Raw genomic sequence first — 14,534 nt, forward strand, 5'->3', positions numbered from 1 at the left:
TCAGGGCCAAAAGCCCCGCCAGCAGGCACTTGCGTGATCGTGACATGGAAATTCCTCTTGCCGATTCGGGCCGGTGATCACCGGTCAGTGTCGTTTCAGAAGTCATATTTCAGGCTGACCCAGTAGTAGCGACCGATCTCCACACCGCTCTGCCCCGGGGTGACGGTATGGGTGCGTTCGTTGAACAGGTTGTTGATCTGTAATTGGGCGGTGAGCAACGTGGAACGCGGCATTGGCTGGGCATAGCTCAGACGCAGGTCGGTGATGAAGGTGACCGGTCTGCTTTCTCGCTCGTACACATCCAGGCTCTCGTACACCACCTCGCCGCCGGGCAACTCGATGCGATTCCCTTCCACCACCCGGCCGGTGCGGTTGATGATGGAATGGCGCCCCCGATAACGGGTGTTCAGATCCACTACGACCCGCTCACCCATGGGACGGGACAGACTGAAGTTGGCCACCCAGGGACGGGAAAAATCCTCCCTCAGGATGTCCAGCTCGCCGTAGCGGACACGCCTGCCCTGATAGGAGACATACTCACCGGAACCGGTGGCATCCACCGGATCGTCATAGTCGGCATTGGAGGTCCTGGTTTCCGAGTAAGTCAGGTGCAGTCCCACCAGGGTCTGGCCGAACTCCCCGAACCAGGCCGTGGACAGGCCCCGGTAGCGGCTGCGTCCTTCGTTGTTCATGATGTAGTAGCGGTAGCCATCGGGCTGGACAGCGGTAGTGGTGCGGGCAAATTCATCCCGGTTCTCCCGCTGCACCAGCTGCAGGTTGAACAGGCCACCCAGCAGGGCCTGCTGCACACCGATCATGACTTCATCGCTGTAGGGGGTATTCAGATCATGGAAGACGTAGCGGAAGGTGCCCTCCCCTGAATCCAGTTCCCAGTCCCGGACGATGTTCTGGGTGGTCCCCCGATACTCCCGATAGAAGGGTGACCGGGCCTCCCGCAGCTTGTAGGTGAGCAGCGCCGCACCGTAATAGCGGTTCACCCCGGCCCGAACCACGGTACGGCCGTCGCCAAAGACGTCCAGGCTTCCCCGGGTGCGATAGGCCACGTCGTGGTTGCCGAGAAAGTCGTCGTGGTCGTAGCGCAGCCCGAAGGTGCCCGACAAGCGCTGCCAACCCAGGGTGGTCTCTGCGAACAGGCCGGTTTCGTTGAGGGACACCTCCACGTCATCGGCGGGATGCACGTTGCGGGTAGAGAAATACTGTTCCCGCTGCAGACAGTCGTCACTGTTGCCACGGCACTGGACCTCGCTGTTCACCACGGGATTCTGGAAAATGTAGAGATCCTCGTCCCGCTGAAAATGGTAGCGCTGGTGATTGACCTCGGCCCCGAAACGATGACGGATCCGGACCTGGCCGACCTGTCCACCCGGGGTCTGGGCCAGCCAGCGCCCCGACAGGCTGGCCTGCTCCTTGTCGAGATCACCAAAGCCCCCCTGGCGGCTGTTGCCCACATCCGCCCGGCGCCCCCAGTCCACACTGCGGGTATTGGCCCAGTTGAAGAAATCCTTGGGGGCAGAACGGCTGTTTTCACTGTAATTCAGACCCACCCGGAACTGCTGGTCCAGGCGATCCCCGGCGTATTCCAGGTTGCCGGTCATGCTGTAGCCACCGCCTTCGATGGTGAAATCGCTGTCCTTCACATCCGTGATAAAGCGCTCGTTCCGGTAAGGGGCATAGCCAAGACTGAAATCCAGCAACCCCCGATCCCCGGCGGGTGTGGTCAACTTCATCAGCAGATTGGTGTTTTCCTGGTCCTGGGAGCGGCTGCGCCCCAGGGTCACCTCCGGGGTAGAAGATCGGGACTGATTGATGCCCAGCACCAGCCCGGATGCCTCTCCCACTGGCGTGGAATAATTCAGCGCCAGACGATCCCGGCTGAATTCAGGGGTACCGGGGGGCTCCGGCGGCAAGGCGCCGGAATCCGGGTCCCAGTCCCGGGTAAAGGTGCGATAGCTCACCCAGTCGCTGCGGGTGGCGCTGTAGGAGACGCTGCCTTGCGGCGTTGAACCCGCACGCCGGGTCTCCACCTCCACCACACCGCCGGTAAAGCGGCTGTATTCCGCCGGGACGTTGCTGTCGAATACCCGGATTTCACCGATCAGCGCACTGTCAATGAACTGGGACTGCTCATGGCCGGGGATATCGTCGATGGCATTGGGTGTATTGGCCGCGGGATCCAGACGATTGCTGATGCTTACCCCATCCAGCAGGAACTGGTTTTCATAAAAGCGCCCGCCGGAGATGGAAAAGGATTCCGGCCTCAGGTCAAACAGGGATTCCGGCGTCAGCGCCGACTCACCGAACTGGAGTCCCGGCACCAGCCGGAGTACGCCGTCCACGCTGCCGTCGGCGCCCACGAAGCGCTCGATGTAACGGGCATCGAAGCGATAACGACCGGCGGCGGTCGTTTCACCGCCCAGGGGGGTCCGATCGGTGGGGCGCACCTCGATGGTATCCAGTCGGGCGTCGGCAGGCAGTGTCACCACCGTTGCCTCCTCCGCCTGTACCAGGGCGGGCAATCCGGAAATCACCAGGGTCAGTATCCAGACCGGGCCGGGCTTGAAGCCGGCACGGCACATCGGGCATGGATCACAGCGGTTCGTCATGCGTCACAACCGGCGCAATAGGGGGTACGATCCTGGGTATCGGGAATGCCATCCCCGTCGATGTCGTCATCCAGGGACAGGGGAGACGCGGCACGATCCGCCGCACTGCTGCCGGGACTAAAGAAGTCCGGACGCCCGTCGCCGTCAAAGTCGAAGCGAGCCAGGGCCGTGCCCGGGAAGTCATCGGCGGTGCTGATGCCGTTGGCAATATTCAGCAACTGCCGGTGACGCTCCGGCGCCGTTTCAATGCCCATGGCCACCATCCTGGCCGTCTCATACTGGCGGGCGGAGGCCAGCCAATTGACCACTGAGTTGATCTGGGTGGTGCGGTCGTTGGCGGCAAACAAAGCGTCGATCATTGCCAGCGATCCCGGCCAGGTACCCGGCAGGGCGTCATCCCCCGACGCCAGCATGCGTGCCCGTTCCCGGGCCATGGCCACCTGATGGCGCTGGGTCTCATCGGCCCAACCGGTCCGGGTGATGGTCTGGCGAAGATCCCGGGCGACCCGGACGTAGCTCTCCATCAGCGAGTCACGTCTTTGTCCGGTGCGGATAAAGGCCACCAGGTCCAGCGCCTGATTGATGGCGGCCTGATCGCTGGAGGAGGTTGCCACCTGGGTAAGCATCTCCACCGCCTCGTCCAGCGCCGACAGGGCTGCTTCGGGATCGCCACCGCTGCTGCGCAGCAGGGCCACTTCCATGAGGTTACGGATGCGGGCCACCGGATTGCTCAACACGCTGCCCAGGGCATGGAGGCGATCGATCAGCTCTGCCTCTCCCGCCATGTCCAGTTGCTGATAAGCCGCGGCCAGGGACCCGGCCACCCACAGCAAATCATCCGTTGTCACGTTTGCATCGTGAAGGACTGAGTCCACATGCCGACGGCAAGACTGCATGCGATCAGAGGCCAGCGCCTGTTGATCCATGCGACTGAGGATCAACGCGGTCTTCCGGCACCCCTGGTCCAGAAAATTCCGTGCGGAGATGAGTTGATGGGTCAACTCATCCACAAACCGCTCGGACATGGCCAGTTCCCAGGCTGCGTCCATCACCTGCCTGGCTTCATCCAGGGCACCTTGACGCCAGAGCAGCACGGCCAGGTGAGGCGTGCCGACATCACTGGCTCCCATACCCACCTGGGTCAATTGCGTGATGGCGGCCTGTACGGTGTCGGCCTGCGCCGCCACCTGGTTGATGGCCCCTTCAACATCACCGCCGAGCGCACGATCAAGGGCCTGATAAAGCACCGCATTATCCCGGGCCGAGTCGGCGTTGGACTCGTTGATCGGACGGACATGTCCCTCAATCCAGGCCAGATAGGTCTGAATGTCTCCCAGTTCGCCATGAATCGGCGCCATCCGGGGGCTCATGGTGGCACCATAGGTCAGATTGCAATCCGTGGTGGCCAAGCCCCGAAAATCATCAATGGCCTGCCGCATACCCGTGGTGCTACCCAGACGCCGATAGAAATCGGCGTAGGCCGTCACCATCAGGGTCTTCATGGCCTCGCAACGACCAGCCAGCGGCTGACGACCGGTCCCCAGGGTGGCCTCCCGGAAAAAATCCACCGCGTTCAGCGCATCGTTGAACGCCCTACCCGACAGACCCGTCGCTTCGGCCACATCCACGGCCGCCGAGGCAGCATCTCTCAAGCTGACCATAATCCGGCCATAAGCGGTGGTATGGGGCTGCCCCCGCTGGGATTCGATAAACTCCCGCACGGCCAGAAGGGCCGTCTCGGCATCGTCCCTGAATCCGGCGTTGAGCAGATCGCTGTTGAGGGACTGGAAGAACGCGGCGTCATCACCCTCCAGATTGCTGATGCCCTTGCCTTCCCTCAAGGCGGTTTCGTAGGTCTGACGTGAGGCATTCCAGTACACGCGGGCCGTTTCAAGATCGTTGACCCCACTCAACGCCCGGGCCACCTGCAGCTGTGCCATGGCCCGCTCGGTGGGCTGGAAGATGGCGGCCCGCAGGGTCAGTTCGGCCTCATCCAGCAGTCCCGCCGTGGCGAGATTGTAGGCGTTGGCCCGGAACATGGGGTCCAACACGCCGTCATCCAGCACCCCATCGAACAGGCGTTCGGACAGATAAGTGGGAGACACATCGGAGCGGAAGAAGTAGGCGGCCCGGGCATCGTTGTCCATGCCCAGGGTCTCGCCGCCGGCCAGGGGAATGGTATGGTCGATCACCCGCAGGGCGGCCAGATCCCGGAGGATGACATCATGACGGATGTCATCCAGGGGCAAGTCAGCCGCCGGATCGCTCAGATCGCCAGGCATCTCATGCACCTGGAACACGTAGCGGATGATGTTGAGCAGGGCCGGTCCCTCGGCGGGGACGCCTCGTCTCCCCATGCCTTCCCAAAGGGCACCGGACAAAGTGACCAGGTGGTTGTCATGGATGGGTTGCCCCGCAATCTCGAAGAAGCGGGTCAGGCCATGCCCCAGGTTCTGCAACGCCAACGCACGGATCATCTCCTGGGCGGATGCCGCGGCATCCAGGCTCAGCAGATATTCGGCGCGTTCGGCCACGCCTTCAAGCCTGTCACCCACCGGACCAGCGTGATCCAGGGCAAGGCGCTGGGCCACCTGGTCCAGGCGCCCGGGGGCCATGCCGTTCATGGCGTCCTCCAGCAGCTGCCACGGATCGGCCTGGCCTTCCAGTGCCACCAGGATTTCGGTCATCAGCAGGCTGGCCCGCTGGGCGGAGGCATCACCGGCCGGATCGGCCATGACCACCGCGGGACTCAGAGCCAGACGGGAGGCCACGGCGGACAGGGCCTGGTCCCGACTCATGCCACCCTCACGCATGGATCGATCCACCAACGTGGTCAATGGTGATACCAGCATGTCATCAACGGCACCGCCTTCGAGCGGCGCGCTCAACATCAGATTGCCCAGGACCTGGCCCGTCACCGTGTCGATCCCGCCCCGCGCCAGGATCCGGTGCACCTCCCTGGCCAGGTCTTGCGTCAGGGTCACACTGAAGCGGCCATCGCTGCCGGTGAGTTCCAAGGTGGACAGGGCATCGCCCTGGGCATTCACCAGCCTTACCGCGGCCCCCTCGATCGGCGGGTCCGTCACCAGGCCGGACAGATGCACAGAAGCGTCTCCCCCCGAGGAGGACCCTCCCCCGCCCGTGCAGGCGACGATAAGGGCAAGGGACAGTACCGCAGCGGACGTCCGCAGGGACGAAACAATGACAGGAAAACCCATGATCGGCCTCACCATAATAAACACGATCAGGAATTTACAATAAAATACCAATGATAACCAATATCATTTCGATATATTTTCAGGCACCACTTCTTCAGGGCGAATGATCACATAGGGTATACACTAGGCCCAGGAGCATCGACGCCTCTTCCCGGCGGCCTTCTCGGGCAATTGATGCGACGTTGGATCAAAACTCTGGAGGCAGCATGAACCCCAACCACTCAGAGCCCCCCGCAAACCCGGCGTTCAACCTTTCCCTGCCGCCGCTTGCGGAAGTGGAGACGGAGATCAAACGGGACTCGGACCCTGAGCAGACCATCGACGACCCGGAACTCCTGCGCATTGCGGATACCTTCCTGTCGGAGTTGCTGAAAGACCAGGATCAGGCGCAGATTGACCCCCGGCAACGCCGGGCTGTGGACGAGATGGGGCTGGACATACAGCGTCAGGCGGCCCATCGCAGCAAGTTGTTGCAGACCCCCATCCGCAAGCTGGCCCATCAGGGGGATGAGGGTGGGCCGGTGGCCCGTTCCCTGATCGATCTGCGTACCCGCATGCTGGAACTGGACCCCCGCAATCACAATCTGAGCCGTGAAGGGATCGGCCGCATCCTGGCCTTGATCCCCGGGGTCGGCACCCCCCTGCAGCGTTATTTCCACAGGTTCGAAACCGCCCAGGAGGCCCTGGACGCCATCATCAGGGACCTGGAGGCGGGCAGGGACATGCTGCACCGGGACAATCTCACCCTGAGCGATGACCAGCAGTCCCTGCGGGAGAGCCTGGTGCAGCTCCAGCGGCAGATCGCCCTGGGACGGATCATCGACCGCAAGCTGGCCGGCGAGGCCGCCACCCTGCCCCAGGACGCCGCCAAGCGCCGATTCCTGGAAGAGGAGCTGCTGTTTCCCCTGCGCCAGCGGCTCGTCGATCTGCAGCAACAACTGGCCGTCAGTCAGCAGGGCATCCTCGCCCTGGAGGTGGTGATCCGCAATAACCGGGAACTGATGCGGGGTGTTGACCGGGCCATCAATGTGACCGTCTCGGCGCTGAATGTGGCGGTGACGGTGGCCCTGGCCCTGGCCAATCAGCGGCTGGTGCTGGATCGGGTCGAGGCCCTCAACACCACCACCTCCAGCCTCATCGCCGGTACCGCCGAGGCCCTGCGAACCCAGGGGGTGGAGATCCAGAACCGGGCCGCCTCCACGGTGCTGGACATGGAGCAACTCGAATCCGCCTTTACCAACGTCATCGGCGCCATCGACGAAGTCTCCCGCTATCGCCGCGAGGCCCTGCCCAGGCTGGATGCCCAGATTGACCGTCTGGAGGCGCTGGCGGCCCAAGGGGATGCGGCGATCCGGCGCATGGACAAGGGTGACGGGATCGAGATGGACAAGGTGGTGGCCCGGCAGGGCGCAAATGATATCCCGTAGAGGGGCACAGCCTCGCACCGGGGCATTCCCACGTGCGCGGGAATCCAGCTTTGCCCGGCACCACCCGACCGACCAGAAAGCCGTCATTCCCGCGCACGCGGGAATCCAGGCCAGGCCGGCAGTGACCAGCCAGGCGAGGCTCAGTCATTCCCGCGAACGCGGGAATCCAGGGGGGTAGCTGTACTTGCCCTGCTCCCTATCCCGTCATTCCCGCGAACGCGGGAATCCAGTCAACTGTTGAAGGCTGAAAATCCTTGACTCCCGCTTTCGCGGGAGTGACAGCATGGGTAATACGGGAGTGACGGCATGGGTAGCGCCGGAGTGACGAAATATGCAGCGCGGGAATACCTGCGTCGGCGCGATGTCGTAGACTGGATTCCCCTCTCCCCTGCCCGCCTGGAACCCCATGCCTTCGAACCCGACCTCCGACCTGCCTGTCCACCACGCGGTGATCGCCTACTTCTGGGCGCCCTGGCATCTTCGCCGGATGCCGAGGGCCACGCCGGAAGACCGGATGACTCGGGCCGTCTGGTGCCGGGATCACTGCGCCACCCTGGCGGGACGCTGGATCCTGCTGGGCTTTGCCCTGTGGATGATCCAGATTTCCCCGCTGGGCTTTGTGTTCGTGATCGGGGGCTGGCCGGTACTGGGCCTGCTGTTTCCGGTGACCTTCATGGTGGGCATCGGTCACCTGGTGGCCCATCTGGTGGCCCAGAAAAAGGCCGGACCACCGAAGATCGATCCGCCGGTGGAACGGGACGAGGAATGAGCGACCGAACCCGCCGCCGCCGTATCCCTAACTCTCATGAATCTTGGTGGCGATACACCCTCGATGATGAAGGACGGCCATAGGGCGTGTCTGTGACTGAACCCGGCTTCTTTCACGTTAACGGTTGCGCCAGCGCTGGAATGAGGGGTATGCCTCGTAACCCCGGGTGAGCACATATTCCAGCACCGCCTGCAGGCGATGCAGGCGGATCACCGAGTCCACCCGCAGGACCTCCTCTCCCAATTCATCGAAGAACACCAAGGTGGGGGCATAGAACAGGTCCATCTCCTCGGCCCACTGTCGGGCCGTCAGGTGACGGCCATTGGGTGTCACCACCGGGGTGTCGGACCACATGTCCAGCTGCACCACATCGAACAGGGACAACAGTTTCAGCACCTCAGGATCACCCAGCGGCTCGGTGTGCAGCACGTCGCAGGCATGACATTCCCCCTGCTCGAAAAACACCACCAGGGGTCGTTCGGCCGCCACCTGCGAGCGATCCAGCTGATGGGGAGGCGCACTGAAAAAGTCCCGATGATTAAGATCATCGGCATCAAAGCGCGGCGGCGGATCGGCCCGGGCCAGGTAATCTCGGAAGCTCTCGCGCTGGTAGTGGGCGTCGGCCACGTATTCCAGCGCGGCACGGAAACGGTAGGGGGAATGGTAGCCCCGCAGGATGAAGACTGGCTCCCCTTCCAGATCATGGAAGAGGAAGGAGGGGGTAAAGTTCAGGCGCTGCCGGATGGCGAACTCCCGTTCCGTGAGTGACCGACCTTCCAGGGTGATCATGGTACGACTGCCCAGCACGTCCAGGGCCACCACCAGAAAGTGCCGACGGGTGTATTCGACGATGTCCGGCTGCTGGAAATTGACCTGGAACAGGGCCTCGCAGTAGGGACAGTCATCCATGCCCAGATAGACCACCAGCCCGCGCTTGCCCTCATCGCGGGCTGTCTGCAGGTCCTCGCCCAGGTCCAGGAACGACAGATGGAACCAGTCCGGGGCCTGCAGGCCGATGAGCCTGGGACGGTCATCGATCGGCGGCTGGTCGTCAGCGCAGACGACACCGGCCAGGATCAGGACCAGCCATCCGAGAATCAGTCGGGCAAGGCGGGATGACAGTCTCGGCACGGTTCAACCTCCAGCGGGATCAGGCCCCGGGATCAAGCACCGTCATGCCCCCCATGTAGGGCTGCAGGACCGACGGGATGTGAATGCGGCCCTGGGCATCCTGACCATTCTCCACCAGGGCCACCAGGGTGCGGCCCACGGCCAGACCCGAACCATTGAGGGTATGCAGCAGTTCCGGCTTGCCCGTCTCGGGGTTGCGGCAACGGGCCATCAGGCGCCGGGCCTGGAAATCCTCGAAGTTGGAACAGGAGGAAATCTCCCGATAGCAGTTCTGGGCCGGCAGCCACACCTCGATGTCGTAGGTCTTGGCCGCCGCAAAGCCCATGTCCCCGGTGCACAGGGCCATGACCCGGTAAGGCAACTCCAGCCGCTGCAGGATCGATTCCGCATGACCGGTCAGCGCCTCCAGGGCATCCCAGGACTCGCCGGGGCGCACCAGCTGCACCAGCTCCACCTTCTCGAACTGGTGCTGGCGGATCAGACCCCGGGTGTCCTTGCCGTAGGATCCGGCCTCGGAACGGAAACAGGGGGTGTGACAGACAAACCGGGCCGGCATGGCGTCGGCGTCCAAAATGCTGTCCCGGGCCAGGTTGGTCACCGGCACCTCTGCCGTGGGGATCAGGTAGTAACCGGGATCACCACCCATGCGGAACAGGTCGGCCTCGAACTTGGGCAATTGTCCGGTCCCCCGCAGGCTGTCCGCGTTCACCAGGTAGGGCACATAGACCTCCTGGTAGCCATGCTCCCGGGTATGCACGTCCAGCATGAACTGGATCAAAGCCCGGTGCAGGCGGGCCATGGGGCCGCGCAGTACCGCAAAGCGACTGCCGCTGAGCTTGGCAGCGGCCTCGAAATCCATCCAGCCCTGAGGGGCGCCCAGATCCACATGGTCCAGGGGCGTGAAGTCCAGACGTCGGGGCTCACCCCAGCGGCGCACTTCCTGATTCTGGGCCTCATCCCGTCCCACCGGCACGGATTCATGGGGCAGGTTGGGAATTCCCATCATGAAGTCGGACAGGGACTGCTGCAACTCCGCCAGACGGGCCTCGCAGGCCTTGAGTTCGTCCCCCAGTCGCCCCACCTCCGCTTTCAAAGGCTCGATATCCTCACCCCGGGCCTTGGCCTGACCGATGGACTTGGACCGGGTATTGCGCTCGTTCTGCAGTTCCTGGGTCCGTACCTGCAGGGCCTTGCGCTCGGACTCCATGTGGTTGAAGGCCTCCACATCCAGGGCAAAACCCCGGGTGGCCAGGCGGGCGGCAACGGTATCCAGGTCGGTACGGAGGGTCTTGGGATCGAGCATGAGGTCTGGGTCCGGGATTGAATGGACGGTTTGTTTTGGTCTCGGCGATGGTAGCACAGGGCCACCGCCGGTGATTGACCCGGGTGCGCGCCGGGTAGACACTCAGACCTGAATGCCCGGCAAGCGCAAGGAGTCCGCCATGGCTGACCATGATCCCGCTCGCGACCCGCTCTATCCCGACCCTCGGCGCCAGGTCTCCCCCCAGGAGCGAGACGCCCTGATTGCGGCCCTGGACCAGGTGCTCCCCAAGGACGCCCTGCTCCACCACGGGGAAGACCTGCGGCCGTACGAGTGCGACGGCCTGTCCGCCTATCGGCGTCTGCCCCTGGCGGTGATCCTGCCCCATGATCTGGACCAGGCCCGGGCCGCCCTCGGCATCTGCCGGGAGCGAGGCATCCCGGTGACGGCCCGGGGCGCCGGCACCGGCCTGTCCGGCGGTGCCCTGCCCTTTCCCGACGGCGTGCTGCTGAGCCTGGCCCGCTTCAACCGCATCCTGGAACTGGACCCGAACCGCCGTATCGCCCGAGTCCAGCCCGGGGTCCGCAATCTGGCCATTTCCGAGGCTGCCACACCCCATGGTCTCTACTATGCCCCCGATCCGTCTTCCCAAATCGCCTGCTCCATCGGCGGCAACGTGGCGGAAAACTCCGGCGGGGTGCACTGCCTGAAATACGGCCTGACGGTCCACAATGTGCTGGCCGTGCAGATGCTGACCATCGATGGTGAACTGCTCACCTTGGGTGGCGAGGCCCTGGACAGCCCGGGCTATGACCTGCTGGCCCTGGTCCACGGCTCCGAAGGCATGCTCGGCATCATTACCGAGGTCACGGTCAGGCTGCTGCCCAAACCGGAACGGGCACAGGTGCTGATGGCGGCCTTTGATGATGCCCAGAGCGCTGGCGAGGCGGTGGCCGGCCTGATCGGGGCCGGGATCATCCCCGGCGGCCTGGAAATGATGGACAACGACGCCATCCGGGCGGCGGAGGATTTCGTTCATGCGGGCTATCCGGTGGACGCCGCCGCCATCCTGCTCTGTGAGCTGGACGGCACCGAAGCGGAGGTCTCGGAACAGGTGATACAGGTACGCAACCTGCTGCTGGAAAGCGGCGCCACCGAGGTGCGCACGGCCCGGGACGAACAGGAACGCATGCGCTTCTGGGCCGGCCGCAAGGCCGCCTTCCCGGCGGTAGGCAGGATCTCCCCGGATTACTACTGCATGGACGGCACCATTCCCCGGCGCCATCTGGGTAAGGTCCTCGGGGGCATCGCCGAGCTATCCCGCGCCTACGGGCTGCGGGTGGCCAACGTCTTTCATGCCGGTGACGGCAACCTGCACCCGCTGATCCTGTTCGATGCCAATGTGTCCGGAGAGCTGGAAAAGGCCGAGGAACTGGGCGGGCAGATCCTGGAGCTGTGCGTGGAGGTGGGCGGCACCATCACCGGGGAGCACGGGGTGGGCATCGAAAAGATCAACCAGATGTGCGTGCAGTTCCAGCCGGCGGAGCTGACCCAGTTTCATGCAGTCAAGGCGGCCTTTGACCCGAAAGGCCTGCTCAATCCGGGCAAAGCAGTGCCCACCCTGCATCGCTGCGCCGAATTCGGCGCCATGCACGTGCACCGCGGGCAGCTCCCCTTTCCCGATCTGCCTCGATTCTAGGACGCCGGCCAGCCGGCGCAATGCCCGGCCACCCCCGGCAAAACGTTATCAATCGCCCGGCACACTGCCGGGGAGAGCGGGATTTTTTGCTTTTGAAGCCTGCAGGGAAAATACGGAACAAGCGCCCCTGCCCTCCCTCCCGCGCTCGCGGGAATCAATGATTTTCAGCCTGTTACCGGATCCCCGCGGGCGCGGGAATGACTGACTCAGAACATTCTGACCGACGCAGAACAGTCTAAAGGAATGACCTTAGTCCAAAACCTGCACCAGGATTGTTGACACTTTTCAAAAATCCTCTAAGGTCATGCCCTGACAAGATAACCACAAGCACCCCGGCCGAGGGTGCGGACACCACGATGCCGCGCAGACGCAGGCAGCACTACCCCCGCCTGGGGCACTAACAAGCAGGAGCGAGTCATGGGTTATGCAGAGGTTTACGCACGCGCAGTAAACGATCCCGAAGGCTTCTGGGCCGAGGCCGCGCAGGCACTCACCTGGTCCAAGCCGTTTGAGAAAGTGCTGGATGACAGTGCCGCCCCCTTCTACCGCTGGTTCGCCGGCGGGGAGATCAATACCTGTTATAACGCCGTGGACCGGCACGTGGAAAACGGCCGTGGTGAGCAGACGGCCATCATCTACGACAGCCCGGTCACGGACACCAAGCGCTGCATCAGCTTCCGCGAATTACAGGACCAGGTCGCACGCTTCGCCGGCGCCCTGGCCGACATGGGTGTGACCAAGGGTGACCGGGTCATCATCTACATGCCGATGGTGCCCGAGGCCCTGGTGGCCATGCTGGGCTGTGCCCGCCTGGGGGCGATCCACTCCGTGGTGTTCGGCGGTTTCTCTGCCCGAGAGCTGGCCACCCGCATTGACGACGCCACCCCCAAGGTGGTGGTGGCCGCCTCCTGCGGCATCGAACCCTCCCGGGTAGTGAAATACAAACCGCTGCTGGACCAGGCCATCGAGATGTCCACCCACAAGCCTGAGCGGACCCTGATCCTGCAGCGTCCCCAGTCCCCCTGCGACCTGATCCCGGGACGGGACATGGACTGGACCGCGGCCATGGCCGCCGCGGCCCCTCATGACTGCGTCCCCGTCTCCGCCACCGACCCTATCTACATCCTGTACACCTCCGGCACCACCGGCAAGCCCAAGGGGGTGGTGCGTCACAACGGCGGTCATGCGGTGGCCCTTAACTGGAGCATGAAGCATATCTACGGCATGGAACCCGGCGAGGTGTTCTGGGCCGCCTCCGACGTGGGTTGGGTGGTGGGACACTCCTACATCGTCTACGGTCCCCTGCTCTACGGCTGCACCACGGTGGTCTACGAGGGCAAGCCGGTGGGCACCCCGGACCCCGGCGCCTTCTGGCGGGTGATCGAGGAATACAAGGTCTCGGTGATGTTCACCGCCCCCACCGCCTTCCGTGCCATCAAGAAGGAAGACCCCGGCGCCGAACACCTCAAGCGCTACAACCTGGATCAGTTCCGCGCCCTGTTCCTGGCCGGTGAGCGTTGCGATCCGGACACCCTGGAATGGGCACAGAAGATCCTGCAGCGTCCGGCCATCGACCACTGGTGGCAGACCGAGACCGGCTGGGCCATCGCCGGGAACTTCCTGGGGATCGAACAGCTGCCCATCAAGCCCGGTACCGCCGGCAAGCCCACCCCGGGTTATGACGTGCAGATCCTGGATGACAGCGGCAAGCCGGTATCCGCCGGAGAGATGGGGCGGATCATGATCAAGCTGCCCCTGCCACCTGCCTGTCTGCCCACCCTGTGGAACAACGACGCACGCTTCAAGGAGTCCTATCTCAGCGCCGAACCCGGTTACTACCTCACCGGAGACTCAGGCTACATGGACGAGGACGGTTTCCTGTACGTGATGGGGCGGATCGACGACACCATCAATGTGGCCGGGCATCGCCTGTCCACCGGTGCCATGGAAGAGGTGCTGGCCTCTCATCCGGCCGTGGCCGAATGTGCGGTCATCGCCGTGGCGGATGAACTCAAGGGCTCGCTGCCCATGGGTCTGGTGGTGATGAAATCGGGTGTGGACCAGGCCCCGGAGGCCCTGAGCAAGGAACTGGTGAATCTGGTACGCGAGCGCATCGGACCCGTGGCCGCCTTCAAGCTGGTGGCCGTGGTCAGCCGCCTGCCCAAGACCCGTTCGGGCAAGATCCTGCGGGCCATCATGCGCAAGATCGCCGACAACGAGGCCTATCAGACCCCGGCCACCATCGATGACCCGGCGATCCTGGACGAGATCCGGGAAAGCCTGAGCCGGATGGGATATGCAGAGGGTCGGGAAACGGCCTGAAGCAAAGCCCTTCTCCCCTCAGGGGGGAGAAGGGCCTCTGGCTCCGGCAAACAGGGACAGGCGCAGATTGTCACCAGAAATAC

The 14,534-nt window shown here is 63.7% G+C and carries 8 protein-coding genes; 4 read left to right on the top strand and 4 right to left on the bottom strand.

What is annotated here, in order from left to right:
• Positions 1–95 precede the first annotated feature (95 nt).
• Together LQ956_RS09135 and LQ956_RS09140 are read right to left on the bottom strand one after the other, a co-directional pair.
• Positions 96–2,624 (bottom strand): TonB-dependent receptor plug domain-containing protein, encoded by a 2,529-nt coding sequence (locus tag LQ956_RS09135; RefSeq protein ID WP_238629860.1) that lies wholly within the window; start codon positions 2,622–2,624, stop codon positions 96–98.
• Positions 2,621–5,728, bottom strand: coding sequence for a carboxypeptidase-like regulatory domain-containing protein (locus LQ956_RS09140; protein WP_238629861.1), 3,108 nt, complete (start codon positions 5,726–5,728; stop codon positions 2,621–2,623). Before LQ956_RS09140 ends, LQ956_RS09135 begins: the two co-directional genes overlap by 4 nt.
• A gap of 320 nt (positions 5,729–6,048) precedes the next feature.
• Here LQ956_RS09140 and LQ956_RS09145 point away from each other — a divergent pair, with 320 nt between their 5' ends.
• Complete coding sequence (locus tag LQ956_RS09145) at positions 6,049–7,269, top strand: toxic anion resistance protein (protein WP_238629862.1); 1,221 nt, start codon at positions 6,049–6,051, stop codon at positions 7,267–7,269.
• 406 nt (positions 7,270–7,675) lie between these two features.
• Positions 7,676–8,038 carry a hypothetical protein gene (locus tag LQ956_RS09150; protein WP_238629863.1) on the top strand — a complete coding sequence of 121 codons (363 nt, stop codon included), beginning with the start codon at positions 7,676–7,678 and terminating at the stop codon, positions 8,036–8,038.
• A gap of 117 nt (positions 8,039–8,155) precedes the next feature.
• Here LQ956_RS09150 and LQ956_RS09155 read toward each other — a convergent pair whose 3' ends face one another.
• Together LQ956_RS09155 and serS are read right to left on the bottom strand one after the other, a co-directional pair.
• A complete protein-coding gene (locus LQ956_RS09155) occupies positions 8,156–9,169 on the bottom strand; it encodes a thioredoxin family protein (RefSeq protein WP_430733413.1) in 1,014 nt (337 codons plus the stop codon).
• Positions 9,170–9,188: 19 nt separating this feature from the next.
• Positions 9,189–10,472, bottom strand: a complete 1,284-nt coding sequence (serS, locus tag LQ956_RS09160; RefSeq protein WP_238621803.1) for a serine--tRNA ligase — start codon at positions 10,470–10,472, stop codon at positions 9,189–9,191.
• Positions 10,473–10,611: 139 nt separating this feature from the next.
• Between serS and LQ956_RS09165 the strand changes: the two genes are divergently transcribed.
• Positions 10,612–12,129 (top strand): FAD-linked oxidase C-terminal domain-containing protein, encoded by a 1,518-nt coding sequence (locus LQ956_RS09165; protein ID WP_238629864.1) that lies wholly within the window; start codon positions 10,612–10,614, stop codon positions 12,127–12,129.
• Positions 12,130–12,471: 342 nt separating this feature from the next.
• Entirely contained in the window at positions 12,472–14,451 is a 1,980-nt protein-coding gene (locus tag LQ956_RS09170; protein ID WP_347402053.1) for a propionyl-CoA synthetase, read from the top strand.
• Positions 14,452–14,534 lie beyond the last annotated feature (83 nt).

Origin of the sequence: Ectothiorhodospira lacustris (assembly GCF_022227845.1) — a bacterium.
Classification (GTDB): Bacteria; Pseudomonadota; Gammaproteobacteria; order Ectothiorhodospirales; family Ectothiorhodospiraceae; genus Ectothiorhodospira; species Ectothiorhodospira lacustris.